General features: G+C 59.1%; 25 protein-coding genes. 17 read left to right on the forward strand and 8 right to left on the reverse strand.

All coding sequences use genetic code 11. The annotated features are described in order from the left end of the window. The first annotated feature begins 27 nt into the window (after positions 1-27). Positions 28-1455, forward strand: a complete 1428-nt coding sequence (locus BS626_RS11375; protein WP_075182513.1) for a trehalose-6-phosphate synthase — start codon at positions 28-30, stop codon at positions 1453-1455. Here BS626_RS11375 and BS626_RS11380 read toward each other — a convergent pair. After that, a complete protein-coding gene (locus tag BS626_RS11380; RefSeq protein WP_075182514.1) occupies positions 1449-2036 on the reverse strand; it encodes a flavin reductase family protein in 588 nt (195 codons plus the stop codon). The two genes, BS626_RS11375 and BS626_RS11380, sit on opposite strands and share 7 nt — an antisense overlap. Positions 2037-2358: 322 nt before the next feature. Between BS626_RS11380 and cspA the strand changes: the two genes are divergently transcribed. After that, the gene (cspA, locus tag BS626_RS11385) at positions 2359-2571 is read left to right on the forward strand and encodes an RNA chaperone/antiterminator CspA (RefSeq protein ID WP_075182515.1); all 213 of its coding nucleotides are present in this window, start codon (positions 2359-2361) and stop codon (positions 2569-2571) included. A 221-nt stretch (positions 2572-2792) separates the two neighbouring features. On the opposite strand, the gene BS626_RS11390 is transcribed toward cspA, so the two are convergent. Further along, a complete protein-coding gene (locus BS626_RS11390; RefSeq protein ID WP_075182516.1) occupies positions 2793-3272 on the reverse strand; it encodes a GNAT family N-acetyltransferase in 480 nt (159 codons plus the stop codon). A gap of 61 nt (positions 3273-3333) precedes the next feature. Continuing rightward, positions 3334-4170, reverse strand: coding sequence for a winged helix-turn-helix domain-containing protein (locus BS626_RS11395; RefSeq protein WP_075182612.1), 837 nt, complete (start codon positions 4168-4170; stop codon positions 3334-3336). Positions 4171-4555: 385 nt separating this feature from the next. On the opposite strand from BS626_RS11395, the gene BS626_RS11400 reads away from it, so the two are divergent. Then, entirely contained in the window at positions 4556-4966 is a 411-nt protein-coding gene (locus BS626_RS11400; protein WP_075182517.1) for a hypothetical protein, read from the forward strand. Between the two features lie 35 nt (positions 4967-5001). Here BS626_RS11400 and gorA read toward each other — a convergent pair whose 3' ends face one another. After that, positions 5002-6354, reverse strand: a complete 1353-nt coding sequence (gene gorA / locus BS626_RS11405; RefSeq protein ID WP_075182518.1) for a glutathione-disulfide reductase — start codon at positions 6352-6354, stop codon at positions 5002-5004. 175 nt (positions 6355-6529) lie between these two features. Here gorA and rnz point away from each other — a divergent pair, with 175 nt between their 5' ends. Then, positions 6530-7465: a ribonuclease Z gene (gene rnz, locus BS626_RS11410; protein WP_075182519.1), complete on the forward strand. Its 936-nt coding sequence runs from the start codon at positions 6530-6532 to the stop codon at positions 7463-7465. A 14-nt stretch (positions 7466-7479) separates the two neighbouring features. Here rnz and BS626_RS11415 read toward each other — a convergent pair whose 3' ends face one another. Beyond that, positions 7480-8322 (reverse strand): 23S rRNA (adenine(2030)-N(6))-methyltransferase RlmJ, encoded by an 843-nt coding sequence (locus BS626_RS11415; protein ID WP_075182520.1) that lies wholly within the window; start codon positions 8320-8322, stop codon positions 7480-7482. A gap of 465 nt (positions 8323-8787) precedes the next feature. Here BS626_RS11415 and BS626_RS18825 point away from each other — a divergent pair, with 465 nt between their 5' ends. The 3 genes from BS626_RS18825 (at position 8788) to rsmJ (ending at position 12477) form a co-directional block, all read left to right on the forward strand. Then, a complete protein-coding gene (locus BS626_RS18825) occupies positions 8788-9207 on the forward strand; it encodes a lipoprotein (RefSeq protein ID WP_240494298.1) in 420 nt (139 codons plus the stop codon). A gap of 472 nt (positions 9208-9679) precedes the next feature. Further along, positions 9680-11734, forward strand: a complete 2055-nt coding sequence (gene prlC, locus BS626_RS11425) for an oligopeptidase A (protein ID WP_075182521.1) — start codon at positions 9680-9682, stop codon at positions 11732-11734. Further along, positions 11731-12477 carry a 16S rRNA (guanine(1516)-N(2))-methyltransferase RsmJ gene (gene rsmJ, locus BS626_RS11430; RefSeq protein ID WP_075182522.1) on the forward strand — a complete coding sequence of 249 codons (747 nt, stop codon included), beginning with the start codon at positions 11731-11733 and terminating at the stop codon, positions 12475-12477. The genes prlC and rsmJ overlap by 4 nt, the downstream gene beginning before the upstream one ends. 32 nt (positions 12478-12509) lie before the next feature. Here rsmJ and uspA read toward each other — a convergent pair whose 3' ends face one another. Beyond that, positions 12510-12947: a universal stress protein UspA gene (gene uspA / locus BS626_RS11435; protein WP_075182523.1), complete on the reverse strand. Its 438-nt coding sequence runs from the start codon at positions 12945-12947 to the stop codon at positions 12510-12512. 334 nt (positions 12948-13281) lie between these two features. On the opposite strand from uspA, the gene uspB reads away from it, so the two are divergent. After that, positions 13282-13620, forward strand: a complete 339-nt coding sequence (gene uspB, locus BS626_RS11440; RefSeq protein WP_075182524.1) for a universal stress protein UspB — start codon at positions 13282-13284, stop codon at positions 13618-13620. Here uspB and panM read toward each other — a convergent pair. After that, positions 13617-14003 carry an aspartate 1-decarboxylase autocleavage activator PanM gene (gene panM / locus BS626_RS11445; RefSeq protein WP_075182525.1) on the reverse strand — a complete coding sequence of 129 codons (387 nt, stop codon included), beginning with the start codon at positions 14001-14003 and terminating at the stop codon, positions 13617-13619. The genes uspB and panM overlap by 4 nt on opposite strands. Before the next feature lie 383 nt (positions 14004-14386). Between panM and BS626_RS11450 the strand changes: the two genes are divergently transcribed. From BS626_RS11450 to ugpQ, 8 genes are all read left to right on the forward strand, one after another. After that, complete coding sequence (locus BS626_RS11450) at positions 14387-15505, forward strand: branched-chain amino acid ABC transporter substrate-binding protein (protein ID WP_075182526.1); 1119 nt, start codon at positions 14387-14389, stop codon at positions 15503-15505. Between the two features lie 91 nt (positions 15506-15596). Next, positions 15597-16523, forward strand: coding sequence for a high-affinity branched-chain amino acid ABC transporter permease LivH (livH, locus tag BS626_RS11455; protein ID WP_075182527.1), 927 nt, complete (start codon positions 15597-15599; stop codon positions 16521-16523). Next, positions 16520-17794 (forward strand): high-affinity branched-chain amino acid ABC transporter permease LivM, encoded by a 1275-nt coding sequence (locus tag BS626_RS11460; RefSeq protein ID WP_075182528.1) that lies wholly within the window; start codon positions 16520-16522, stop codon positions 17792-17794. Before livH ends, BS626_RS11460 begins: the two co-directional genes overlap by 4 nt. Then, positions 17791-18558, forward strand: a complete 768-nt coding sequence (gene livG, locus BS626_RS11465; protein WP_075182529.1) for a high-affinity branched-chain amino acid ABC transporter ATP-binding protein LivG — start codon at positions 17791-17793, stop codon at positions 18556-18558. The genes BS626_RS11460 and livG overlap by 4 nt, the downstream gene beginning before the upstream one ends. 1 nt (position 18559) lies before the next feature. Next, positions 18560-19273, forward strand: a complete 714-nt coding sequence (livF, locus tag BS626_RS11470) for a high-affinity branched-chain amino acid ABC transporter ATP-binding protein LivF (protein WP_075182530.1) — start codon at positions 18560-18562, stop codon at positions 19271-19273. A 440-nt stretch (positions 19274-19713) separates the two neighbouring features. Then, the gene (locus tag BS626_RS11475; protein ID WP_083615953.1) at positions 19714-20223 is read left to right on the forward strand and encodes a fimbrial protein; all 510 of its coding nucleotides are present in this window, start codon (positions 19714-19716) and stop codon (positions 20221-20223) included. Positions 20224-20312: 89 nt separating this feature from the next. Continuing rightward, a complete protein-coding gene (locus BS626_RS11480) occupies positions 20313-21086 on the forward strand; it encodes a hypothetical protein (protein WP_075182531.1) in 774 nt (257 codons plus the stop codon). A gap of 574 nt (positions 21087-21660) precedes the next feature. Further along, positions 21661-22404 (forward strand): glycerophosphodiester phosphodiesterase, encoded by a 744-nt coding sequence (gene ugpQ, locus BS626_RS11490; protein WP_075182533.1) that lies wholly within the window; start codon positions 21661-21663, stop codon positions 22402-22404. A 31-nt stretch (positions 22405-22435) separates the two neighbouring features. On the opposite strand, the gene BS626_RS11495 is transcribed toward ugpQ, so the two are convergent. Then, positions 22436-22717, reverse strand: a complete 282-nt coding sequence (locus BS626_RS11495; RefSeq protein WP_075182534.1) for a DUF2756 domain-containing protein — start codon at positions 22715-22717, stop codon at positions 22436-22438. A 222-nt stretch (positions 22718-22939) separates the two neighbouring features. On the opposite strand from BS626_RS11495, the gene ggt reads away from it, so the two are divergent. Further along, entirely contained in the window at positions 22940-24655 is a 1716-nt protein-coding gene (gene ggt / locus BS626_RS11500; RefSeq protein ID WP_075182615.1) for a gamma-glutamyltransferase, read from the forward strand. The last annotated feature ends 672 nt before the right edge of the window (positions 24656-25327 follow it).

Consider the following 25327-nt stretch of genomic DNA (forward strand, 5'->3'; position numbering starts at 1 on the left):
CACCGTTACCCCGGGAGGGCGTATTAGATGTCCGGACTGTTACTGGTTTCACATCATCAGGGTCAGCAGAGTGGCCTGGCGGCCTCGCTGGCGAGCATCGTGGCGCGGCGCGGTGGGCTGTGGATCGGCTGGAATGGCCGTACAGATGCCAGCGGAGACATTGCCGCACGGCCGCTGCATTATCAGAGCGGTAAGGACGGTGACCGGTTAAGCTTCGCCCTGACGCTCGATGAAGCACATGGCTTTTATCAGCAGTATGTCCATCAGGGGCTGTGGCCGGTTTTCCACTCTCGCCCTGACCTGGCACAGTTTAGCGATCGGGCTCGCCGCGCCTGGCTGCAGGTCAATAGCTTGTTTAGTGAAGCGATCGTCCGCTATGCGCTGCCGGATGAGGCTATCTGGCTGCAGGATTACCACCTGATTCCCTGTTTGCGGCAGCTGCGCGATGCCGGGCTAACCCAGCGCATTGGCTTCTTCTTACATCAGCCCTTTCCACCCGCGCAGTTTTTCACCGCCATCCCCGACTGGCGGATGCTGGCCGACGCCCTGCTGTGTAGCGATCTGATCGGTTTTCAGACCGTGCAGGATATGCTGAACTTTATGACGTTTCTCGAAAGCGAATACCGACCGGAGCGACTGAGCGCGCGGCGGTTTCGCATCAAGGGGCGCCTGGTGACCGTCGGAGTATTCCCGATGGGGATCGATTGTGAGGAGGTGCTGTGGCAGCAAGAAAGCAACAGCAGCCAGGCGCTGGAGGCGCAGTGCCGGGAAAGTTTGCCGCCCAATATCATCCTCAGCAGCGGGCATCTTGATGACAGCAGCGGGATCCCCTTCCGGCTGGCGGCGATGGCGCGGCTGCTGGAGCAGCACCCGGATTATGCGCACCGCGCCACGCTGCTGCAGCTGGCCGATCCGGACTCCGGCTATTCACATCGCGCCGGCGCGATCGATCACCAGCTGGAAGCGCTGTGCGGACAGCTCAATGGTCAGCACGGCGCGCTGGACTGGTATCCGGTACGCTGCCTGAAGCAGCCCTTTACCCGCAATGAGCTGTGCGGCCTTTACCGCGCGGCGCGGGTGGCGCTGGTTACTCCGCTGTCGGCGGGAATGAGCATGATGGCTAAGGTGTGGATCGCCGCGCAGGATCCGCAAAATCCCGGCGTGCTGATCCTGTCGCAGTATGCCGGGGCGGCGGAGAGCCTGTCCGGCGCGCTGATTGTTAATCCGTACGACGCCGACGCGATGGCGGCGGCGCTGCATTCGGCGCTGAGTATGCCGCTGGCCGAGCGCCGCAGCCGCCACGCCAGTATGCTGATGGACGTACGGCGGCATGATATCCACTGGTGGGCAGCACAGTTTTTACAGCGGCTACAGGCGGGGGAGGACGAGGAGCATGCACTGACGCTGCTAAGCCAGGCACCCGCCGCGGTACGCTGTCGGCGAGTGCGTTACTGATCGGGTTTGTTCACCGCGATCAGCGGTCCGCTGGTGAGGAAGTTGCCCGCGCCAAGATGATGCAGAGTTTGCTGATCGGCGGGGGCGTCCTGCAGCTGCCAGCGCCCCTGCTGAAACAGGCGCGCATCGGCCGCGGCGGAAATCACCTCACCAAAGAAGGTATCAAAGCGCTGCTGAGCGTCGGACAGTGGCTGAAGCTTGCACTCCAGCCACGCGGCGCAGCCCTCCTCAATCACCGGCAGTCCCAGCTGCGGGCTGCGAATGTCCGGAATGGCGTAGCGATCAAATTTATCGCCTTCGCGCCCGCTGACATTGCCAACGGCCACCGTCTGCTCTCGAAACGCCACCAGCGGAATGCAAATCGCGAACATGCCGCTTTGTTCAATCAGCTCGCGGGTACGGGTCTTTTTATCGACCACGATGGCGACGCGCGGGGGGACAAACTCGACCGGCATCGACCACGCGGCGGCCATCACGTTACGTTCGCCGGTCTCCGGCAGCCGGCTGGTGATTAAAATGGTCGGGCCATGGTTAAGCAGGCGTGAAGCGTGTTGCAAGGCGACGGGCTGAAAGTGAGACATGGCATTCTCCTGGTGGCAAAACCTCAGTATGGCGCAGCGCCGGGCGGGCCGCTTATCTGCGCGTGCAGCCTCCCTCGCGCCGCGATTAAGAAATTAATAAAAGTAATGCTTGTTAAAGCATCAGGCGGCGCGTAGTATGCCCTTACCGGTTTGGAATACAGACCTTATGACAGCAGTTTTAGTAAAGCAGTCCTCATCTCAGAGTTATCCATTGATACCTTTCATCATGAGCCTCCTCCTAAGCGCCCATAAGTTAAATTCTGGAATACAGGCCATCTTTGCTGCTTTAACGCAGCCTCAAAATGCATGAAAGGAAAGTTCAATGTCTAACAAAATGACTGGTTTAGTAAAATGGTTTAACCCTGAGAAAGGTTTTGGCTTCATCACTCCGGCTGACGGCAGCAAAGATGTGTTCGTACACTTCTCTGCTATCCAGAGCAACGATTTCAAAACCCTCGACGAAGGTCAGAAAGTGGAGTTCTCTACCGAGAACGGCGCTAAAGGCCCGTCAGCGGTTAACGTTGTCGCACTGTAAGTGACGACAACCCAGCGGCCGCCTGCGATAGCGATGAAGGCCAGCGCCTGAGCAGTCAGGCCGCCGTTGAAAAAAAACCCGCCTTGTGCGGGTTTTTTTGTGCCTGTTGTCCGCCGCGGTGCGCCTGAACGTCCTTGCGACCCTGCTGGTTTTACGACCTCCGCACCTACGCTGGCAGCAGGGGCGGGCGAAACGAGACCGGGGGCGTTCTGGTCGTGGGATCAGGAGCGGGCGAAGGCCTGCAGGGCTTCACCGTCAAGGCGATAGCGTACCCACTCATCCTGCGGCTGTGCGCCGAGGCTGAGATAGAAATCGATCGCTGGCTGATTCCAGTCAAGTACGCTCCACTCGAGACGACCACAGCGGCGCGCCACCGCCAGCGCGGCGATATGTCGGAGCAGCGCTTTTCCAGCACCGGCGCCGCGGTAGTCAGGCGAAACGTAGACGTCCTCCAGATAAATACCGTGGCGCCCCAGCCAGGTGGAGTAGCTGGTAAAAAAGACCGCGTACCCGGCGGTCTGCCCATCGACTTCCGCGATCAGCGCTTCGGTCTGGCTGCCCGGTGCAAACAGCGTCGCGGCTATCTCTTCCGCGCTGGTTTCAACCGCTTCCGGCGCCTTTTCATACATTGCCAGCTCGACAATCATCTGATAAATCGCTGGTGCATCAGCGGCGGTGGCGGAACGAATAGTGATGCTCATAGCTGAGCTCCTGTAAAGTTGCGGGCCGACAGCATAAGGGAGATCGCCGGCCACAACCAGATCAGGGCAGTGGTTTCGGCGGGGCGGTGAGGCTCCAGCACACCTCCGCTTTACTCTCCCGCAGGTTACCGCAGCGCATAAAGTAGAAGCGCGCGAGATCGCTGACCCAGCTTTTAATGGCCTCGCTGCGGATCACCAGCAGATATTCGCCGCTGTTACAGTGCGGATCAAGGCGGCGGGCGTAATCCAGCAGGCCGTTTTGCAGCAGGGCGGGATCGCGGTCTTGCAGTACATTTTGCGAGACCAGGACCTGGCAAGTACCGGCCTGGCCAATATACAGTTCGATGCGCGCCGCGCGATGCTGCTGTTCATGATACAGCACGGCGCCGCCGGCCAGCAGGCCGGTGCACAGCAGCAGTAGCAGCAGTGGCAGTAGGGAACGCAGACGCATGATCGATCGGCGAGCGGGAGCCGCCGGCGTAGTGGGCGGTGTGGGCTCTTTTTTCGGCGGCGGCGCGGCCGCCGCCGGGATCGCCGGTCGCGACGTGCCCGGTGAGGCCTCCGGCAGCGGTTCGACGCGGATATTTTCGTGCCACATAAATCCCAGCTTCGGCACCGTGATGATGGCATCCTGCTCAAGGCCAAGCGTTTTGAGCACCCGGCGCAGCTTGCTGATGCACTGATTGAGATTGTTGTTACTCGATATCATGCCGAAATCGTCCCACACTTTTTTAAAGATCAGGTCCCGGCTGACGGCATCACCCTGATGGGCGATCAGCAGCAGCAGCAGGCGCTTGGTGGGATTGGAGATGGCTATAGGATCATTACCGTGCCGGGTCGAGTTAAGCGTTCCGGCATCGGGATCAAAAATGACCTGATGGTCAAGACGATATTTCATGGTGTTGGGCTCAATAAGGGCATGCCGCATGACGTCAGCCGGTGTGTGTTCCGTTCCCTGCGCCGCACTGCGGAAGCCAATTTAAAAAAGCGTGATGAACGCGGATAAGTTGAATGAATGCCACTATGCAGACGAATTAGCCGAATATTAAATGAAACGCCCGATTTTTTAGTAAGTTACGTGGGCTAACTCATCGGTTGTAGTATGGTTTTCACTTATTTTTCAATTGGTTAATCTTCAGTGGGCGTATTTCCGCACCGGTGAATAAAGGGGAAGGGGCAGAATATTCCGTTTCGCCCGGCGTAAAGGGGCGGGAGCGGCGTGCGGGCGGCTGGACAGTCCGGACGGCAATCGCTATGGTGGCGAAAACCTATCAGGAGGCACGATGTTATCACCCGAAGCCAGCTGCGCGCTCCGCAGCGTGACAGAGTTACATCAGTGGATTGCGGCGGTTTTTAACGGGGCGGAGGACGCGGACGCATCGCTTGAGAAGCTGGCAGTCAGTTTCCATCCGGACTTTCTCATGGTGACGACCGCGGGCGCGACCGTGGGGCTGAGCGAGGTACTGGCGCTGTTTCACCGGCGGCGCGGGGCGCGTCCCGGCCTGCAGATCACCATTGACTGCGGCGACATCCTGCAGCAGTCGGCCAGCCACGTTGTGTGCCGCTATCGCGAGACGCACTGCGATCCGACGGGCGAATCGTCACGCTGGTCGCTGGCGATGATTGACGTGGCGGGGGGCCAGCCGCGCTGGCGCTATCTGCAGGAAACCGCGATTGCGTCAGTGCACGGCTGATGCAATAAAAAACGGGCCTGGCGGCCCGTTGTGCGTTAGCGCATGGTGACAAACTCTTCCGCGCCGGTGGGGTGGATTGCGACGGTGTTGTCGAAGTCTTTTTTGGTGGCGCCCATTTTCAGCGCCACGGCGAAGCCCTGCAGCATCTCGTCCATGCCGTAGCCGATGCCGTGGATGCCGACGATCTTCTCCTCTTTACCGACGCAAACCAGCTTCATGCGGCACGGCTGGCGGTGCTGCGTGACCGCGGTGTACATGGCGGTAAAAGCGGACTGATACACTTTCACCGCATCGTCGCCGAACTGCTCGCGCGCCTGCGGTTCCGTCAGGCCGACGGTTCCAATCGGCGGATGGCTGAACACCACGGTCGGCACGTTGCTGTAATCCAGATGCTCGTCCGGTTTGTGATTAAACAGCCGCTCGGAGAGGCGACGTCCTGCCGCCACCGCCACCGGCGTCAGCTCGATGGCGCCGGTGTTATCGCCCACCGCGTAGATACCGGGCACGGACGTATTCTGGAACTTATCCACCTTGATGTAGCCTTTCTCATCCAGCGCTACGCCGCTGGCGGCAATATTCAGGTTGTCGGTCATCGGCTCGCGGCCGATCGCCCACACCAGGCAGTCTACGGTGTGTTCGGCGCCGTTCTCGAGGGTCAGCGTCAGGCTGCCGTCGGCGTTTTTCACCACTGCTTTTGGCGTCGCGTTGGTGTGCAGCGTGGGCCCTTCGCTGTGCATGACCTCGACCAGCGTATCGACAATCAGCGGGTCGAAGCTGCGCAGCGGCGCATGCTTACGCACAAACAGATGGGTGTCCGCGCCCAGCGCGTTCACCACGCCCGCAATTTCCACTGCGATGTATCCGGCGCCGACCACCGCCACGCGCTTTGGCAGAGCAGTCAGTTCAAAGAAGCCATCAGAATCAATACCGTATTCGGCGCCAGGGATCGACGGGTGCACCGGACGGCCGCCGGTGGCGATCAGAATATGGTCGGCGGTGATCTGCTCACCGTTCACTTCTACCGTATGGGCGTCAACAAAACGGGCGAAGCCTTTGATGACCTCCACCTGGTTTTTACCCAGTACGTTATCGTAAGACGCGTGAATCCGATCGATGTAGGCGCTGCGGTTTTTCACCAGCGTGTCCCAGCTGAAGTGGTTAACGGTGGTATCGAAGCCGTAGTCGGGGCCATACTGATGAATCGCCTCGGCAATTTGCGCCGCGTGCCACATGACCTTCTTCGGTACGCAGCCGACGTTGACGCAGGTGCCGCCCAGCGCGTTAGCTTCGATCAGTGCGCACTTCTGGCCGTGCATCGCCGCGCGGTTGATTGAGGCGATACCGCCGCTGCCGCCGCCGATGGCGAGGTAGTCATAATGTCGGGTCATCATCCAGTCCTGATTAGTCGTGATTTTGGCTACAGAGTGTAACGCCAGGTCCCTGCTTATCGCAAAGTTTGCGTCTATGATTGCGATAGGCCGCCAGAATGGTTTTGGCGGCGGTGTCAGCGGGCGACACAAACTGCCACACTGTCGCCACAGGCCATCTCACAGGACGTCATCCATGGAATTACTTTTTCTGGGCACCTGCGCCGGCACACCCAGCAAAGCGCGTAACGTGACCAGTATTGCCCTGAATATTCAGGACAACCGTAATATCAGCTGGCTGTTTGACTGCGGTGAGGGCACGCAGCATCAGATTCTGCGCACGGCAATCCGTCCGGGCAAAATCACCCGCCTGTTCATCACTCACCTGCATGGTGACCACCTTTTTGGGCTGCCGGGGCTGCTGACCAGCCGCTCGATGCTCGGCGTCACCGAGCCGCTGACGCTGTACGGCCCGGCCGGGCTGAAAACCTGGGTGGAAAGCACCCTCAGCCTGAGCGGCTCCTGGCTGACGTTTCCGCTGGAGATCGTGGAGGTCAGCGGCGGGGAGATTTGTGACGACGGCCAGTTTCGCGTCACCGCCTGGCCGCTCAATCACCCGGTGACGTGTTACGGCTACCGCATTGAAGAGCATCACCGCCCCGGCGGGCTGGACGTTGAGCGGCTTCGCGCCGAAGGAATACCGCCGGGTCCGGTCTATCAGCGGCTAAAGCGGGGAGAGACGGTATCGCTGGAGGATGGACGCGTGCTGCGCGGCGCTGACTATCTGGGGCGATCGCTGGAGGGGCGTAAGCTGGCCATTTTTGGCGATACGGCCCCCTGCGAGGCGGCGCTGGCGCTGGCGAAAGGTGTCGATTTGATGGTGCATGAAACCACGCTGGAGGCGGCGATGGCGGAGAAGGCCAATGCGCGGGGTCACTCCACGACCGAACAGGCCGCTGCGCTGGCAAAAGCCGCCGGGGCGCGTCGGCTGATCGCGACCCACTTTAGCGCCCGTTATAGCATCGGCGACTGCCAGCGCCTGCTGGCGGAGTGCCAGGCGATTTTTCCGGCGACGGAGCTGGCCTATGACTTTTCGCTGTTCAGTCTGCCGGCCGCGATCCGCGAGGGCTAGCGCGGCGCCGGCGCTTATTCCGGGACGATCCAGCTCACTTTGGTGTGCCCGGTGCCGGCCGGGACCAGCACCTTATGCAGCCACGGCAGCAGGCTGTTCATCTGCTGTTCCAGCTTCCACGGCGGATTAATCACGATCATGCCGGAAGCCGTCATGCCGCGCTGGTCGCTGTCCGGGCGCACCGCCAGTTCAATCTGTAAAATCCGCCGAATACCGGAGGCTTCGAAATCGGCCACCATGCGTTTGATCTGCTGGCGCAATACCACCGGATACCATAAGGCGAAGACGCCGGTGCCGAAGCGCTTGTAGCCTTCCTGGATACTTTTCACCACCGTCTGATAATCGCTCTTCAGCTCGTACGGCGGATCGATCAGCATCAGGCCGCGGCGCGTCGGTGGTGGCAGTTTGGCTTTAAGCTGCTGGTAGCCATCGCTGCGCGCGACGCGGGCACGCTCATCTTTGGCGAACTCCTGACGCAGCAGCGGATAGTCGCTGGGATGCAGCTCGGTCAACTCCAGCTTGTCGTCAGCGCGTAGCAGATGACGGGCGATCAGCGGCGAGCCGGGGTAGTAGCGCAGGGTGCCGTTGGCATTCATCGCCCGCACCGCCGAAAGATACGGCGCCAGTTCGTCAGGCACATCGTCGCGCTGCCACAGGCGGGCAATGCCCTCCAGATACTCACCGGTTCGCTCTGCGTGTTCACCGCTCAGCTGATAGCGTCCGGCACCGGCGTGGGTGTCCAGATAGAGAAACGGTTTCTCTTTCTCTTTCAGCGCGGTGAGAATCAGGCTCTGTACGGTGTGCTTCAAAACGTCGGCGTGGTTGCCGGCATGAAAACTGTGGCGATAACTCAGCATAACTTGGGATCAATCCGGTGAGGGGCGTCAGCGCGCGCACCGGCCGTCCGGCGCGCGAAGAGTCGCCAGTATATAACGAAAGGCCGGCGGGTGTCAGTCCTCCGCTGATGGATTCACCCGGGCGCTACCACCCGCGCAGTGGGTATCAGCATAATTACCGGCGCCGCACTGGCTCCCTGACCAACCCGTTAAAAGCCTTACCGGGAGGTGATGGTGCCGCAAGGTGGTCTCGTAATGCCTCGCAGCGGGCTCAAAAGCGGGGGGTGCGCTTCATCACCGGGCAGGTTAGCCGGGAGGCAGTTGAGCCGATTTCCATCAGTAAATAGTGGTAGTCTGGAATTACCTTGATGTGTAAACTGAATAAGTTATTTGTATAGATTACTTATATTATTACATTTAATCATCTTCTGCCGGTTTACTCTTTGGCGCGGCGGTGAAAACGGAAAATAATTTGGTGATGACCTGATGAAAAAAATGATCGTGATAGCGGTGAGTATCGTGCTGTTAACGGGATGTCTCTCTCATTCTTCTCCGCGTTCTCTGGTGACGCCGCCGTCCGCTCAAGCTGAAGCGCCGCCGATGTCAGGGACGCTGACGGGAAGTTTGCCACGTGACGACATGGAGTCGGCAAATCTCACTCGCGTCCAGCAGTGTCGTCAGGAGTTGGATGTTATACGCGCTTACAATCAGGCTGATTATGAAAAGTATCTTGCTGAATATCAGCTAATTGGTATGAAAAACACGCAGTTTATGCAGGTAAAAGATAGCATTGGTCCGGATATTGTTCGTTTGGTTGCGCCTCGTTACGAATACATGTCGCGAGAACTGTGCTTTCGCATCAGAAATCAACTTTCCAGGCTGCTTATTCAGGCTGCCTCATCCTGATGTTAGCGGGCGGCACGTGCTGCGCCGCCCCGCCATCTATCGGTTCAAACCCCGCCTCATGGTCTGCAGATAACGGTGAAGCACTGGTGGATACTCCCCCTTCGTTTGTTCAGTAAACCTGTACTTTTTGCCTACGATTTCAATGATCGCCTGTTAACGGTGCGTATAAAGCCGATCGCTGGTCGTTTCCGTAATGGCGCGACTCCCCGCCATTGTTTCTGCCCTTATTACTTCGGCTGACGCAGAGGGAGGGCGTTTCCTGTCTCGTTATGTTCTTTGATCCTATCGGGCGAACGGCCAGTGAAGCTGCGGGCCGGGTCGGTAGCATGGCTAGCAAGCGGAGGCCAGTCTGCCCCTGACGTCACTCCGCCGGCGCGGAATTACCGTGCGGCATTGATTTTCCCCCACGCTGCCCCCATGCTCAGTGAATTGCGCGCCTCGCGCGACACCTGATAAAGATAAGGACGGCGCTATGACCAATCCATTACTTTCCGATTTCTCGCTTCCCCCGTTTTCCGCCATTCAGCCTGAGCATGTGGTGCCGGCGGTGACGTCCGCGCTGGCCGACTGCCGTCAAACGGTCGAAGCGGTGGTGGCTCAGGGGGCGCCGTACCGCTGGGAGACACTGTGCCAGCCGCTGGCCGAAAGTGATGATCGACTGGGCCGCATTTTCTCTCCCATCAGCCACCTGAACGCGGTGCAAAACAGTCCGGCACTGCGCGAAGTGTATGAGCAGACGCTGCCGCTGCTGTCAGAATACAGCACCTGGCTGGGCCAGCATGAAGGGCTATACCAGGCGTATCGCGACCTGAAAGAGGGCGAGCACTACGCGGAACTCAGCGTGGCGCAGAAGAAGGCGGTGGACAATGCCCTGCGCGATTTTGAACTCTCCGGTATCGGCCTGCCCAAAGAGAAACAGCAGCGCTATGGTGAGATCGCCGCGCGGCTGTCCGAGCTGGGCTCTACCTACAGCAATAACGTGCTGGATGCGACGATGGCCTGGAGCAAGCTGATCACCGACGAGCACGCGCTTTCCGGTATGCCGGAAAGCGCGCTGGCCGCCGCCCAGGCGCAGGCCGAAGCTAAAGGCCTGCAGGGCTGGCTGCTGACGCTGGACATCCCCAGCTATCTGCCGGTGATGACCTACTGCGACAATGCGGCGTTGCGCGAAGAGCTGTATCGCGCCTACTCCACCCGCGCCTCCGATCAGGGGCCCAATGCGGGCCAGTGGGATAACACGCCGGTGATGGAGGAGGAGCTGGCACTGCGCCACGAGCTGGCTCAGCTACTGGGCTTTGGCTCCTTTGCGGAAAAATCACTGGCCACCAAAATGGCCGAGTCACCGCAGCAGGTGGTGGGGTTTCTCAGCGATCTGGCCGCGCGCGCGCGCCCTCAGGGAGAGGCTGAACTGACACGTCTGCGTGCGTTTGCCCAAGCGGAGTACGGCGTGGACGATCTGCAGCCCTGGGATCTGAGCTACTACGCTGAGAAACAAAAGCAGCATCTCTATACCATCAGCGACGAGCAGCTGCGCCCTTACTTTCCCGAAGCGCGGGCGGTGAGCGGCCTGTTTGAGGTGGTCAAACGCATTTACGGCATCACCGCGAAAGAGCGTAAAGACGTTGACGTCTGGCATCCGGACGTACGCTTCTTCGATCTGTTTGATGAGCAGGGCGAGCGGCGCGGCAGCTTCTATCTGGATCTCTATGCGCGCGAACACAAGCGCGGCGGCGCCTGGATGGACGACTGCGTCGGCAAACTGCGCAAAGCCGATGGCAGTCTGCAAAAGCCGGTGGCCTACCTCACCTGTAACTTTAACGGTCCGGTGAAAGGGAAGCCGGCGCTGTTTACCCACGATGAAGTGATTACCCTGTTCCACGAGTTTGGTCACGGCCTGCACCATATGCTGACCGACATTGAGACCGCCGGCGTGGCCGGAATCAACGGTGTGCCGTGGGATGCAGTGGAACTGCCCAGCCAGTTTATGGAGAACTGGTGCTGGGAGCCGGAGGCGCTGGCGTTTATTTCCGGCCATTACGAAACCGGTGAACCGCTGCCGCAGGCGCTGCTGGAGAAAATGCTGGCGGCGAAGAACTACCAGGCAGCGCTGTTTATTCTGCGTCAGCTGGAATTCGGCCTGTTCGATTTCCGCCTGCACGCCGAGTATGACCCGGCGCGCGGTGCGCGGATCCTGGACACCCTCGCCGAAGTGAAAAAACAGGTGGCGGTGATGCCAGGACCGGCGTGGGGACGTTTCCCGCATGCTTTCAGCCATATCTTCGCCGGCGGCTACGCGGCGGGATATTACAGCTATCTGTGGGCCGATGTGCTGGCGGCGGATGCCTTCTCGCGCTTTACCGCCGAGGGGATTTTCAATCGCCAGACCGGGCAGGCGTTCCTGGACGCCATCCTCACCCGCGGCGGCTCCGAGGAGCCGATGACGCTGTTTAAACGCTTCCGCGGCCGCGAGCCGCAGCTGGATGCGATGCTGAAAAGCTACGGCATTGAGGAACCGGCCGTCGCGTGAAAATTGCATTGATCGATGAAACGGGCGCCGGTGACGGCGCCTTATCTGTCCTGGCCGCCCGCTGGCAGCTGCTCCACGACGACAGCAGCCCCATGGCGCTGGTGCTTACCGCCCGCCATCTGGAGCTGCGCAAACGCGATGAGCCAAAGCTTGGCGGCATCTGGGTCGACTTCGTCGACGGGGCGATGGCTCACCGGCGTCGCTTCGGCGGCGGGCGCGGCGAGGCGGTGGCAAAAGCGGTGGGCATCAAAGGGGATTATCTGCCGCAGGTGGTCGATGCCACCGCCGGGCTGGGCCGCGATGCGTTTGTGCTGGCGGCGATCGGCTGTCGGGTGCAGATGCTGGAGCGCCATCCGGTCGTGGCGGCGCTGTTGGACGACGGCCTGACCCGCGGCTACCGTGACCCGGAGATCGGCGGCTGGCTGCGCGATCGGCTGACCCTGCTGCATGCCTCCAGCCTGCAGGCGCTGAGCAGCCTGCAGGCCAGACCGGAGGTGGTGTATCTCGATCCGATGTACCCCCACAAGCAGAAGCGCGCGCTGGTTAAGAAAGAGATGCGGGTGTTTCAGTCGCTGGTCGGCGCGGATCATGACGCCGATGGGCTGCTGTTACCGGCGCGCCAGCTGGCGCAAAAGCGGGTCGTGGTCAAGCGGCCAGACTACGCGCCGCCGCTGGCCGGCGTAGCAACACCTAACCACGTCACCACCAAAAATCACCGTTTTGATATCTACGCGCCGCTGTGAACGGCGGCGCGTTCTGCGCCCCGCCGTGCGGGTTACTCGTCTTCTTCATCCTTCAGCGGCACAATCAGCATATCCACATGCACCGTGTTGATCAGCTGGCGGGCGGAGGACATCAGTTTGCTCCAGAAGTCCTGGTGATGGCCGCAGACCACCAGATCGACATGGTATTGTTTGATAGCATCGACCAGCACCTGGCCAAGATCGCCACTGCCGCTCAGGGTTTCGGTAATGGGGTAGCCGGCAGAATTGGACAGTTCCGTCAGCGCGCTGTGGGTCTCTTCTGAGATACGCTTTTGCATATCGCCAAGGTTGACGTCAATCAGCCCGGTGTAGAGATCGGAATAGTTCACATCGACGTGTATTAGCGAGATTTTAGTTTCGCCAGCGTGGGCGACGGATACCGCTTTTTCCACCAGCACTTTGCTTTCGGGAGAGAGGTCTACAGCAATCAGAATATGTTTGTACGCCATGATAAATCTCCTTCCATTGTCTTAAAAATGGCCAGGGAGCGCGTCCCTTCAGCTTCTGAGTATAACGTGAATGATAAAAAAATGTGTCGGCAGGACAAGCCGTTGCGAACGGGATCACCCTGTATCGGGTGCCTGGATGGCGAATGCCCTCTGACGCACTGGAAAAGATTTGCGCAGATCTTCTACACTCAACAGGACGTGACCGCGAACGGCGCGGCATGCAGCCCGGCCGTTCAGGGCGGGCTTCGCCGTCTGACTGATGCTTGTTTCTTCATGGTGGTGGCTCGCACACCCGCGTCGCGGTGGGCGGTGGCCGCGCGATCGGGAGGGGATCATGACTATTAGCACCGTAGCGCTATTTTGGGCCCTGTTTTTAGTGTGCGTGCTGAACATGGTGCGCTATTTCTCGTCGCTGCGTGCGCTGCTGGTGGTGCTCCGCGGCTGCGATCCGCTGCTGTATCAGTACGTCGACGGTGGCGGTTTTTTTACCTCACACGGGCAGCCCGGCAAGCAGGTGCGGCTGGTGGCCTACATTTGGGCGCAGCGCTACCGCGATCACCATGACGATGAATTTATCCGCCGCTGCGAGCGGGTCAGGCGCCAGTTTGTTCTCACCAGCGCGCTGTGCGGGCTGGTGCTGATTAGCCTGGTCAGCCTGCTGCTCTGGCATTAAAGGCGGCGCTGCCAGCCGTCCGCGGTGGGCTGAAAGCCGTTATGCTGCATAAACCCCGTCAGCGCGGCCGGATCCTCGCTGTGTTCAGCGCTCAGCAGCCAGTTGCGTACGGACGAGTGGTGGGCAATGACCTCCTGAAGCAAATACTGACCGACGCCGCGACGGCGGGTCACTTCGCGCACCCGCAGCCGCATCAGCCTGCCGCGCTCGCCGTCGAGATTGACGATCACCGCCGCCAGCAGACGGTCATTAAAGCGTGCCGCCCACAGCTGGGTGGCATCATCCAGCTGGGGAATCTGCAGGGGCGCGTCAGGCCAGATTTTTGCCAGGTCGCAGCGATCCTGCTCGCTCGGCTGCGTCAGCCGCACAATGGTCAGTTTCATGATGCAAGTCCATCCAGAGTGGTGGGGAAGGGTGACGATTTAACCCACAGGCAGTGCGTCGCTGTGAGCAGGTAAAAACGGCGCAAACTGTTTTTCAGCATCGGATTACTCCGAGTATTCACCGTATGGTATGCCATTTAGCCAGCACAACACACTGCCTTGTGGCGGAAAAGCACCCATTTAGTCCAGCGTATCATGCTATTTCATCCGCGATTTTAGCAATCCTTGAGTTGATTTACAGAAGAAAACTCCTGTTTAATAACCTGAAATATAAGCGCTTATTCTAAAAAATGTCGCAGGCTTTCTTAACTCGTTATTCCATAACAAGTTTGCGCTGGCCAGCGGTGATAAAACCAGCAATCACAACAGATGGGGAAGGTCGCATGAAATTCAGTCAAGGTCGCACGCTGTTAGCGGGCTGTATTGCCCTGGTCATCAGCCACTCCGCACTGGCGGAAGACATTAAGGTGGCCGTCGTGGGCGCGATGTCCGGGCCGGTCGCGCAGTATGGCGATATGCAATTTACCGGTGCGCAGCAGGCCATCAAGGACATTAATGCCCAGGGCGGCGTGAATGGCAATAAGCTGGTGGCGGTCAAATACGATGACGCCTGCGATCCCAAACAGGCGGTGGCCGTAGCCAATAAGGTGATTAATGACGGTATTCGCTACGTGATCGGCCACCTTTGCTCCTCTTCTACCCAGCCGGCATMCGATATCTATCAGGATGAAGGCGTGCTGATGATCACCCCGGCGGCGACCGCACCGGAGCTGACCGCGCGTCCCGACTACGATCTGATTATGCGCACCACCGGCCTGGACTCCGACCAGGGGCCGACCGCCGCGAAATATATTCTGAGCGAAGTGAAGCCGCAGCGCATTGCGGTTATCCACGATAAGCAGCAGTACGGTGAAGGGCTGGCGCGTTCGGTGCAGGACAGCCTGAAGAAGCATGGCGCTAACGTCGTGCTGTTCGAAGGCGTCACCGCCGGTGATAAAGACTTCTCTACGCTGGTCGCGCGCCTGAAAAAAGAGAACGTTGATTTTGTCTATTTTGGTGGCTACTACCCGGAGATGGGGCAGATCCTGCGTCAGGCGCGCGCTGCCGGACTAAAAGCCGGCTTTATGGGGCCAGAAGGCGTCGGTAATGCCTCGCTGTCGAACATCGCCGGTGACGCTTCCGAAGGGATGCTGGTGACGCTGCCGAAGCGTTATGACCAACTGCCGGAGAACAAAGCCATCGTCGATGCTATCCAGGCCAGCAAAGGCAATCCGACCGGACCGTTTGTCTGGACCACCTACGCCGCACTGCAGTCGCTGGCGGCCGGAATGACGCGCAGCAAAAGCGAGGAGCCGGCTGACATCGCTAAAAACCTGAAAACCGGCGCGCCGGTGCCGACGGTGATGGGCAACCTGAGCTGGGATCAAAAAGGCGATCTGAAAGGATTCGAATTTGGCGTGTTCCAGTGGCATAAAGACGGTTCTTCTACCGCGGTGAAATAAGCAGGCGGGCCGGATTGCCCGGCCCCTGGACGCGTGATGATCTCCCCCAGGGGTTGGGCTTGCCCAGCCCTTCTTTGTAAGGTATGCAGGTATGTCCGAGCAGTTACTCTACTTTATTCAGCAGTTGTTCAACGGTGTTACCCTGGGCAGCACCTACGCGCTGATCGCCATTGGTTACACCATGGTGTATGGCATCATTGGCATGATCAACTTCGCCCACGGCGAGGTCTATATGATCGGCAGCTACGTCTCCTTTATCGTCATTGCTGGCCTGATGATGATGGGTATTGACGTAGGCTGGCTGCTGATCACCGCGGCCTTTATCGTGGCGATTGTGATTGCCAGCGCTTACGGCTGGAGCATTGAGCGCGTGGCGTATAAACCGGTGCGTGCCTCGAAGCGTCTGATCGCGCTAATTTCCGCCATTGGGATGTCGATTTTCCTGCAAAATTACGTCAGCCTGACCCAGGGATCGCGGGATTTGGCGCTGCCAGGTCTGATAACCGGGCAGTGGTCGCTGGGAGAAAGCAATGGCTTCTCCGCCACGCTTTCCACGATGCAGTTGGTTATCTGGGTCGTGACTTTTCTCGCGATGCTGGCCCTGACGCTGTTTATTCGCTATTCACGCATGGGCCGCGCCTGCCGCGCCTGCGCTGAAGATCTGAAAATGGCCAGCCTGTTGGGCATCAACACTGACCGGGTGATCTCGCTGACTTTTGTGATTGGGGCGGCGATGGCGGCGGTAGCCGGGGTATTGCTCGGCCAGTTTTACGGGGTGATCAATCCGTTTATCGGCTTTATGGCCGGCATGAAAGCCTTTACTGCCGCCGTGCTCGGCGGGATTGGCAGCATTCCGGGCGCCATGATCGGCGGCCTGGTGCTGGGCATTGCTGAAGCCCTGACCAGCGCTTACCTCAGTACAGAATACAAAGACGTGGTGTCCTTCGCACTGCTGATCGTGGTACTGCTGGTCATGCCTACCGGTATCCTCGGCCGTCCGGAGGTAGAAAAAGTATGAAGCGCTCCGTTCTGCTGAACGCCGCCGTGTCGGCGCTGATGCTGCTGGTGCTCGCCGCCTTTTTTATGGGGCTGAGGCTCGATCTCGACGGCACCCGGCTGGTAGTCAATAACGCCGGCGAGGTGCGCTGGCAGTGGATTTTTGCCGCCTGCGGCGTGGTCTTTCTGTTTCAGCTGGTGCGTCCGCTGCTGCAGGGCAGGCTGAATCGCGGCGCGAAAGGTGGCCTGATCCTGCCGGGCTTTGACGGTTCAACGCCGCGGCAGAAGTGGCTGATGGCCGCCATTATCGTCGCGGCGGCGGTCTGGCCGTTTCTGGTATCGCGCGGCACGGTGGATATCGCCACGCTGACGCTGATCTACGTGATGCTGGGGCTGGGGCTGAATGTGGTGGTGGGGCTGTCTGGCCTGCTGGTGCTGGGCTACGGCGGCTTCTACGCGATTGGCGCCTACACCTTTGCGCTGCTGAATCACTACTACGGCTTTGGCTTCTGGCAGTGCCTGCCGCTGGCCGGACTGATGGCGGCGCTGTTTGGTCTGCTGCTGGGCTTTCCGGTACTGCGCCTGCGCGGTGACTATCTGGCAATTGTGACGCTGGGGTTTGGCGAGATCGTGCGGATCCTGCTGCTGAATAACACCGAGATCACCGGCGGGCCGAACGGCATCAGCCAGATTCCGAAACCTACCCTGTTTGGGCTGGAGTTTGGCCGCACGCCGCGGGAGGGGGGCTGGGATACCTTTCACCACTTTTTTGGCCTGAAGTATGATCCCAGCGACCGGGTAATTTTTCTCTATTTAGTCGCGTTATTGCTGGTGGTGATCACCCTGTTTGTGATTAACCGACTGTTGCGCATGCCGCTGGGGCGCGCGTGGGAAGCGCTGCGGGAGGATGAGATTGCCTGCCGCTCGCTGGGCCTGAGTCCGACGCGCATCAAGCTGACGGCGTTCACCATTAGCGCGGCTTTTGCCGGTTTTGCTGGCAGCCTGTTCGCCGCCCGGCAGGGCTTCGTCAGTCCGGAGTCCTTCACCTTTGTCGAGTCGGCGTTTGTGCTGGCGATCGTGGTACTGGGCGGCATGGGCTCGCAGTTTGCGGTGATCCTCGCGGCAATCCTGCTGGTAGTGTCGCGTGAGCTGATGCGCGACCTGAACGAATACAGCATGCTGGTGCTGGGTGCTCTGATGGTGCTGATGATGATTTGGCGGCCGCAGGGGCTGCTGCCGATGAAGCGCCCGCAGCTGAAATTGAAAACCACGGCGAAAGGAGAGCAGCCATGAATCAGCCGCTGTTAGCCGTTGAGGGGCTGATGATGCGTTTTGGTGGCCTGCTGGCGGTCAATAACGTCAGGCTCGAACTTTATCCACAGGAAATTGTGTCGCTGATTGGCCCCAACGGCGCGGGGAAAACCACGGTATTTAACTGCCTGACCGGCTTTTATCAGCCGACCAGCGGCAGCATCAGGCTGGCAGATCGTGAGCTGGCGGGGCTCTCCGGCCAGCAAATTGCCCGGCTGGGCGTGGTGCGTACTTTCCAGCACGTGCGGCTGTTTCGTGAGATGACGGTGATTGAAAACCTGCTGGTGGCGCAGCATCAGCACCTGAAGAGCGGGGTCTTTTCCGGCTTGTTGAAAACGCCGGCCTTCCGCCGCGCCGAGCGCGAAGCGCTGGATCGCGCCGCGGTCTGGCTGGCGCGCGTTGGCCTGCTGGAGATGGCTAACCGCCCGGCCGGTAATCTCGCCTACGGCCAGCAGCGGCGGCTGGAGATTGCCCGCTGCATGGTGACGCAGCCCTCGATCCTGATGCTGGATGAACCGGCGGCCGGACTCAATCCGCGCGAAACCCACGAGTTGGATCGGCTGATTGCCGAACTGCGCAGTGAGCACAACGTGTCGGTACTGCTGATTGAGCATGATATGAAACTGGTGATGGGTATCTCCGATCGCATCTATGTGGTGAACCAGGGCACGCCGCTGGCCAACGGCACGCCCGATGCCGTACGTCATCATCCGGACGTAATCCGTGCCTATCTGGGAGAGGCATAATATGGCAAATCCGATTCTGAGCCTCAGTAACGTTAGCGCCCACTATGGGCCCATTCAGGCGCTGCACGACGTCAGCATCCATATTCGGCAGGGAGAAATAGTGACCCTGATTGGCGCCAACGGCGCGGGAAAAACCACGCTGCTGGGGACGCTGTGCGGTGAGCCGCGCGCCACCGCGGGCACCATCAGCTTTGATGGTCAGACGATCACCGACTGGCCAACGGCGCGCATTATGCGTGAAGCCATTGCTATCGTTCCGGAAGGACGGCGAGTCTTTGCCCGCATGACGGTGGAGGAGAACCTGGCGATGGGCGGCTTTTTTGCCGCGCGCGGCGCGTACGCGTCGCGCCTTCAGCGGGTCTGGGAGCTGTTTCCCCGCCTGCTGGAGCGCCGCACCCAGCGCGCTGGCACCATGTCCGGCGGTGAGCAGCAGATGCTGGCCATTGGCCGCGCGCTGATGAGCCAGCCGCGGCTGCTGCTGCTGGATGAGCCCTCACTGGGGCTGGCGCCGATCATCATTCAGCAGATCTTCGACACCATCGAACAGCTGCGCCAGGAGGGGATGACGATCTTCCTGGTGGAGCAGAACGCCAATCAGGCGCTGAAGCTGGCCGATCGCGGCTATGTGTTGGAAAACGGACGCGTGGTGCTGGAAGACAGCGGTGAGGCCCTGCTGAGTAACGAAGCGGTGCGTAGCGCCTACCTCGGCGCCTGACGTTTCCCAATCCCGCCCCATTCGGGGCGGGTACGCTCTTCATGATGCGGCGATAGGGTGATGGCGTCAGAAATCAATCCATAAAAACAATTAAAATCAATCAGATAAATTATTTCCTCTATGCGCTGTCGTAGGCTGCGTTTTTTTGCGATATATTATTATAATTTTTAAAAGTTTCCAGATTATTTATATTAGTAAAATCTCAAAGCGATATAACGTATCATTTTGAATGTTTGTGTACGGATTTTGTGTCCTGTTGCCCAGGATTTTGGTATCTTTCCAGCCTGTTAACGATGGCGCTTCTTAATCAGCGGCTGATATAACAAAAATCTCTTTTTTAATATCAGCGTGTACAGATGGTGAGTTGTGCTATTTGATATCTGCTGTGATTAATAAAAGACGCTTAATTATTTCAGTGGGAAATAAGAGGGTCATTGATAATGAAAAAGTTGTTGAAATATTTTTCGACCGCTTCAACGGTTCCGCTTGTTATCATTATGTCGCTTTTGGCTTTCAGTGCAAATCTGAATGCGACGGTCAATAAATTTATCCATGTTAATTTTAATGTGGTGGCAGCGGCTTGCTCTATTAACGCCGGAAATGTTATTTCGGTTAATTTTGGTGACAGCATTTCGACGGCTGGGATTGACGGAAAATACAACACCGTCCCGATTGATTATAAAGTAGCCTGCGACAGTCCATACGGCGCAGTAAAAATGAAGCTGGATGGTCAGCCGACACAGTTTGACGCTAATGCGATCCAGACTAATATGACCGATCTTGGCGTACGGGTCCTTCAGGATGGCCAGACATTCCCTGTCGGCACATGGGTTTCGGTGGATTATTCGGCCATGCCGACGCTGGAGGCCGTCTTGGTAAAAACTTCCGGGGCTAAGCTGCCTGGCGGCGAGTTCAGTGCTTCGGCGACGCTGAGTGTATATTACGAGTAAAATCCAGTGGCGTATCTGATATCGTTACTGCACAGTCGCGCTGCGCATTCAGGCTGTTAGTAACATCCTTGTAATGTAATGGATAAGTTATGAAGCGTATTAATATGATGCTATTGGGATGGGCGCTCTGCATGGTGTTGCCTGCGATGGCGGCGAATCTCCGGATCGTAAAAATGCCAGACGGCACGTACAGTATGACGGGTTACTTAGAACCCAATGATCTGATGGTGAGGAAAGGTTCTCTCAGACCACTCGAGTTTCAGTATGAGTACAAACCCGGTGGATACTATGTCTCTTCGGTTAAGCAAATTTGCCCGCAAGATAAAACTGAAACCCTCAATTTAATCAACCGTATGCTGAGTGGTAACGGTATTCCACTCAATAGCTATGCCTCGTACACACCGCGGGAGCTGTATCATCTGAGTGTAGTTTGTGCCGCGACCCCTGATAGTTTTCCGCGTGACAAACAGTGGGGATGGGTAACGCCTTACGATCTCATCGTGCCCCCCGTGGATGAAAATTCGCCGTTTTGCGATGTCAGCATCCCAGGCGAGATCAATTTGGGGACGGTCATGGTGGGTCAGAGAGTGACCTCTACGCTGCAGGGCATCATTACCTGTGATAAAAAAGCAACGGTCAATGTGAGTCTTACCGATCCGGTCAATAAGGCCTCTTCCCCCGGCGTGTTAAACATTGCGGACGCCAAACTGAATATGGATATTGATGGTCAGGGCGCTGAAAAAAACATCACCGTAGAAGGAGCTGGTCCACAAGCGTTTAATCTGAATGTGACGCTGCTGGACGCAGGGAAAACCGTGGGTGAGAAAGCAGGGACCCTCCTTCTAACTGCCGATGTGCTCTGAGGCTATGCGTCTCGTTTGTCGTGCGCCTTCCTTTGCGCTTTAATCCTGAGTGACGTCATTGCGGTGCCTACTGACGGCGTCTGCCGACGTGGCTTAACATGAGAAGTGTACCGGCGATGGTGCTTGCATCGCGCGGTGTTTCGCCAATGAAAACCGGTGGGTCTTTTTTGCTTCACATTTTCGTCTTGCCCATCTCCGCGCGACTCGCGATCGCAGCGGGTTGGTAAACGTGTGTGCGCGGAGGGCGTACTGCCGTATCGCACGGCCGCCTGTCTGGCGGCAGGAGTTGCCCAGCCGGGGATCGGCGATGTTTTTATCGCCGGTAATACCGCGCTTTTCTCCATGCGTGCGATTGCGCCGGACAATCCGTTCGGGCATATTCTGCTTTCCAGCCGGGAAGCGGGTGGCGTACCCTTGGGGTGAAGACGCCGGAGGGAGCGGACGGGCGATTCTGCCCGCCGCCGCAGAGGCTGGCCGCGGATTTACCGCCTGTCCTGCCTGCGACTGCGGAGATCCGATGGCTGTCGCCCGACGCCCTGCACTGACTTGATGCTGAACAGGAATATCGCCTGCCATGACGAAGACTGCCTGGCCTTACCCCCGCGTCGTCGCCCACCGCGGCGGCGGCAAACTGGCGCCGGAAAATACCCTCGCTGCCATCGATGTCGGTGCCCGGTACGGCCACCGGATGATTGAGTGTGACGCCAAACTTTCCGCCGACGGCGAAATTTTTCTCCTGCATGATGACACCCTCGATCGCACCAGCAACGGCTGGGGCGATGCCGGGGCGCTGCCGTGGTCACAGCTGGTGACCTTTGATATGGGCGAGTGGTTCAGCGACGCCTTTCGCGGCGAGCGGCTACCGCTACTCCGCGAGGTGGCCGGGCGCTGCCGCCAGCACCGAATGCTGGCCAACATCGAAATCAAACCCTCGCCGGGGCGCGACGCCCTGACCGGGCACGCGGTGGCCCTGGCGGCCGAATCGCTGTGGCAGGGGCAGCCGGCCCCGCTGCTGTCATCGTTCTCTGTCGAGGCGCTGGCGGCGGCGCAGGCGGCGGTGCCGCATCTGCCGCGCGGGCTGCTGCTGGATGAGTGGCGCGATGACTGGCTGGCGACGGCCACCGGATTGGGTTGCATATCGCTGCACCTGAATTATCGGCTGCTGGATGCGGAGCGCACCGCGGCGATCAAAGCCGCCGGGCGGCGGATTCTGGCGTATACGGTTAACGATCCGGCGACGGCGCGGCGGCTGCTGGCGTGGGGCGTGGATGCGATCTGTACCGACAATATTGATCGTATCGGGCCGGATTTTAGTTGAAAAAACGGGAGGCACTGGCCTCCCACGGTGCTCAGTTACGCAGCAGTGGGCGCTGTCCCGACTGCGGCTGGGTGATGCGCTGGCTGGCCGCGTCGCGCTGCTCCTGCAGCTTGCGCTGTAGCGCCTGGCTATCGCGTTGCTGATCCTGCTGCAGTTTACTTTGCTGGTTTTGCTGCTGTATTTGCATCTGCGTCTGCATCCGCTGTTGGCTGGGGTTGTAACCCGGCTGCTGCGGATTATTATTGTTATTATTCAACATATTGGCCATTCCGCTGAGCGGAAGCAAGGCGCTCAAGATTACTAACCATTTCATCAAGGTATCCTCCGTGTGACGGGCAGGAACTGTGCGGATGCCCGCGAGGGACCGCGGACACCTTTCCCACCAGTATAAGTGTATCCTGGCATCACATCTGCGCCTTTCAGAGTGGACTGAAAGTCCGTTTTCCCGTTAACTGAGAAAGCGAAAAAAACGACAATAATGCTAATGGGATGAAAAATGGACAGAAAAAAAATGCAGGTCCGCCGCTGGGCGGGAATGGTGACAGTATGTATGTTTCTCTGGCAGGGCGGCGCCTGGGCCAGGGCAGAGGCACCGCCAGTTTCTTACGGCGTAGAGACCGATACCTTCCATCCGGTGCGGGCGAAGCAGGGGATGGTGGCGTCGGTCGATGCGCTGGCCACCCGGGTTGGTGTCGATATTCTCAGGCAGGGCGGTAACGCGGTGGACGCTGCAGTGGCGGTCGGTTTTGCGCTGGCGGTCACCCATCCGCAGGCGGGGAACCTCGGCGGCGGCGGCTTTATGCTGCTGCGCACCGCGTCGGGCCGCACCACGGCCATCGATTTCCGCGAAATGGCGCCGGTGCGGGCCAGCCGCGATATGTTCCTCAATGCCAGTGGGGAAGCCGACAGTAAGCTGTCGCTGACCTCCCATCTCGCATCCGGTACCCCGGGCACCGTCGCCGGCTTTGCGCTGGCGGTACAAAAATATGGCACGCTGCCGCTGGCCACGCTGCTGCAGCCTGCTATCACCCTGGCGAAAGAGGGCTTTATCGTTAACGACGGGCTGGCTGATGATCTGAACACCTACGGTAAAGAAGTGCTGCTGAGCCATCCGAACAGCAAGGCGATCTTCTTTAAAGCGGACGGGGCGCCGTATCAGAAGGGGGAGCGGCTGGTGCAGCGCAATCTGGCGCGCAGCCTGAGCCTGATTGCCAGACAGGGCCCGGATGCCTTCTATAAAGGGGCTATCGCCGATGCTATCGCCGGCGAAATGGCGCAGCACAATGGGCTGATGAGTAAGGCAGATCTGGCGGCCTATCGCGCGGTTGAGCGCCAGCCGGTGAGCGGGACCTACCGCGGCTACGAAGTGTTCTCGATGCCGCCGCCGTCCTCCGGCGGGATCCATATCGTGCAGATCCTCAACATTCTTGAAAACTTTGATCTGGCAAAAATGGGATTCGGCAGCGCCGATGCCCTGCAGGCGACCGCCGAAGCGGAAAAGTATGCCTACGCCGATCGTTCAGAGTATCTCGGTGACCCGGATTTTGTGAAAGTACCGTGGCAGGCGCTGACCAGCAAAGCCTACGCCAGATCGCTGGCGCAGCAGATTTCTCTGGAAAAGGCGCGTCCCTCCGGCGAGATCAAACCGGGCAAGCTGGCACCGTACGAGAGCAATCAGACCACGCACTTCTCGGTCGTGGACAAAGAGGGCAATGCGGTCTCGGTGACCTATACGTTGAACACGAACTTCGGCAGCGGCATTGTCGCCGGTAACAGCGGTATTCTGTTGAATAACGAAATGGATGACTTCTCCGCAAAACCGGGGACGCCTAACGTATATGGCCTGGTCGGCGGCGAAGCTAACGCGATCCAACCCTACAAACGCCCGCTTTCCTCGATGTCACCGACCATCATTGCGAAAGACGGTAAGACCTGGCTGGTGACCGGGAGTCCCGGCGGTAGCCGGATTATCACCACCGTGCTGCAAATGGTGATGAACAGTATTGATTACGGCATGAATATTGCTGAAGCCACCAATGCCCCCCGCTTTCACCACCAGTGGCTGCCGGATGAGCTGCGGGTTGAAAAGGGCTTCAGCCCGGATACGCTGACGTTGCTGAGAGAGAAGGGGCAGCACGTGGCCGTTAAACCGGCGATGGGCAGCACCCAGAGCATCATGATCGGGCCGGATGGCACCCTGTTTGGCGCATCCGATCCGCGTACGCCGGGCGATCTGACCGCCGGATACTGATCGTTCCCGCCCCGCTGCCCGCGCGGCGGGGCGATTCATCATGGCCGCAGCCGGGCCATATCCAGCGCGTCTGCCGGCCCACCTTCGCGCAGCGCGTCCTGTCGCGCAAAGCCAACGCGTTGATATAGATCGCGTTATCCACCAGGTATGGTCTGTTCAATCCGCCTCGCGCTCCGCCGGGGATCACCGTGATCGGTCATCCGCGCGCTGACCAGCGTGCTGCTGGCCCACCGCCAGGCGAAAGGGAACGGCACGGCGGCGTGTGCGATGGTTACGCTGCCCCACCTCATCGCGTCGTCATACCCTGTCACCCGTGCGTGCCGGCCGCGGAGGGCGTCACCGCAGCGGCCCTGCCAGAATGCCGGAGCGGGAGGGGATGCTGGCTAAGCCACTGCGTCGGGGGCGGCAGCCGGGGCAGAAGCTGTGGCATGGCCGGGCGCATGGCGTCGTTTTTCAGTGATAAATCCGCTTTAAAATCAGGGTCTTTATTTTTATCGACAGCGTAAATATTTGGCAGAAACGCTTTACAAGTGCGAATGATAATGATTATTATTGCGATGCGTTCTCGGCATGGCCGCTGGCCGGCAGAGAAAGCACGACATTGCTCACATTGCTTCCAATTTTTTAGCCAGCTCGGGTGCTGGCTTTTTTTTTGGGGCCATCCCCGCGAAT

It is taken from the genome of Pantoea sp. 1.19 (genome assembly GCF_001922585.1).
Taxonomy (GTDB): Bacteria; Pseudomonadota; Gammaproteobacteria; order Enterobacterales; family Enterobacteriaceae; genus 1-19.

Coding starts and splice junctions, on each gene's coding strand:
- livF (WP_075182530.1), top strand. CDS start 18,560: ATGGCAAATCCGATTCTGAGCCTCAGTAACGTTAGCGCCCACTATGGG.
- uspA (WP_075182523.1), bottom strand. CDS start 12,947: ATGGCGTACAAACATATTCTGATTGCTGTAGACCTCTCTCCCGAAAGC.
- prlC (WP_075182521.1), top strand. CDS start 9,680: ATGACCAATCCATTACTTTCCGATTTCTCGCTTCCCCCGTTTTCCGCC.
- panM (WP_075182525.1), bottom strand. CDS start 14,003: ATGAAACTGACCATTGTGCGGCTGACGCAGCCGAGCGAGCAGGATCGC.
- BS626_RS11380 (WP_075182514.1), bottom strand. CDS start 2,036: ATGTCTCACTTTCAGCCCGTCGCCTTGCAACACGCTTCACGCCTGCTT.
- gorA (WP_075182518.1), bottom strand. CDS start 6,354: ATGACCCGACATTATGACTACCTCGCCATCGGCGGCGGCAGCGGCGGT.
- BS626_RS11495 (WP_075182534.1), bottom strand. CDS start 22,717: ATGAAATGGTTAGTAATCTTGAGCGCCTTGCTTCCGCTCAGCGGAATG.
- BS626_RS11395 (WP_075182612.1), bottom strand. CDS start 4,170: ATGAAATATCGTCTTGACCATCAGGTCATTTTTGATCCCGATGCCGGA.
- BS626_RS11415 (WP_075182520.1), bottom strand. CDS start 8,322: ATGCTGAGTTATCGCCACAGTTTTCATGCCGGCAACCACGCCGACGTT.
- BS626_RS11475 (WP_083615953.1), top strand. CDS start 19,714: ATGAAAAAGTTGTTGAAATATTTTTCGACCGCTTCAACGGTTCCGCTT.
- livH (WP_075182527.1), top strand. CDS start 15,597: ATGTCCGAGCAGTTACTCTACTTTATTCAGCAGTTGTTCAACGGTGTT.
- BS626_RS18825 (WP_240494298.1), top strand. CDS start 8,788: ATGAAAAAAATGATCGTGATAGCGGTGAGTATCGTGCTGTTAACGGGA.
- cspA (WP_075182515.1), top strand. CDS start 2,359: ATGTCTAACAAAATGACTGGTTTAGTAAAATGGTTTAACCCTGAGAAA.
- BS626_RS11400 (WP_075182517.1), top strand. CDS start 4,556: ATGTTATCACCCGAAGCCAGCTGCGCGCTCCGCAGCGTGACAGAGTTA.
- rnz (WP_075182519.1), top strand. CDS start 6,530: ATGGAATTACTTTTTCTGGGCACCTGCGCCGGCACACCCAGCAAAGCG.
- BS626_RS11480 (WP_075182531.1), top strand. CDS start 20,313: ATGAAGCGTATTAATATGATGCTATTGGGATGGGCGCTCTGCATGGTG.
- livG (WP_075182529.1), top strand. CDS start 17,791: ATGAATCAGCCGCTGTTAGCCGTTGAGGGGCTGATGATGCGTTTTGGT.
- BS626_RS11460 (WP_075182528.1), top strand. CDS start 16,520: ATGAAGCGCTCCGTTCTGCTGAACGCCGCCGTGTCGGCGCTGATGCTG.
- BS626_RS11375 (WP_075182513.1), top strand. CDS start 28: ATGTCCGGACTGTTACTGGTTTCACATCATCAGGGTCAGCAGAGTGGC.
- ggt (WP_075182615.1), top strand. CDS start 22,940: ATGGTGACAGTATGTATGTTTCTCTGGCAGGGCGGCGCCTGGGCCAGG.
- ugpQ (WP_075182533.1), top strand. CDS start 21,661: ATGACGAAGACTGCCTGGCCTTACCCCCGCGTCGTCGCCCACCGCGGC.
- uspB (WP_075182524.1), top strand. CDS start 13,282: ATGACTATTAGCACCGTAGCGCTATTTTGGGCCCTGTTTTTAGTGTGC.
- BS626_RS11390 (WP_075182516.1), bottom strand. CDS start 3,272: ATGAGCATCACTATTCGTTCCGCCACCGCCGCTGATGCACCAGCGATT.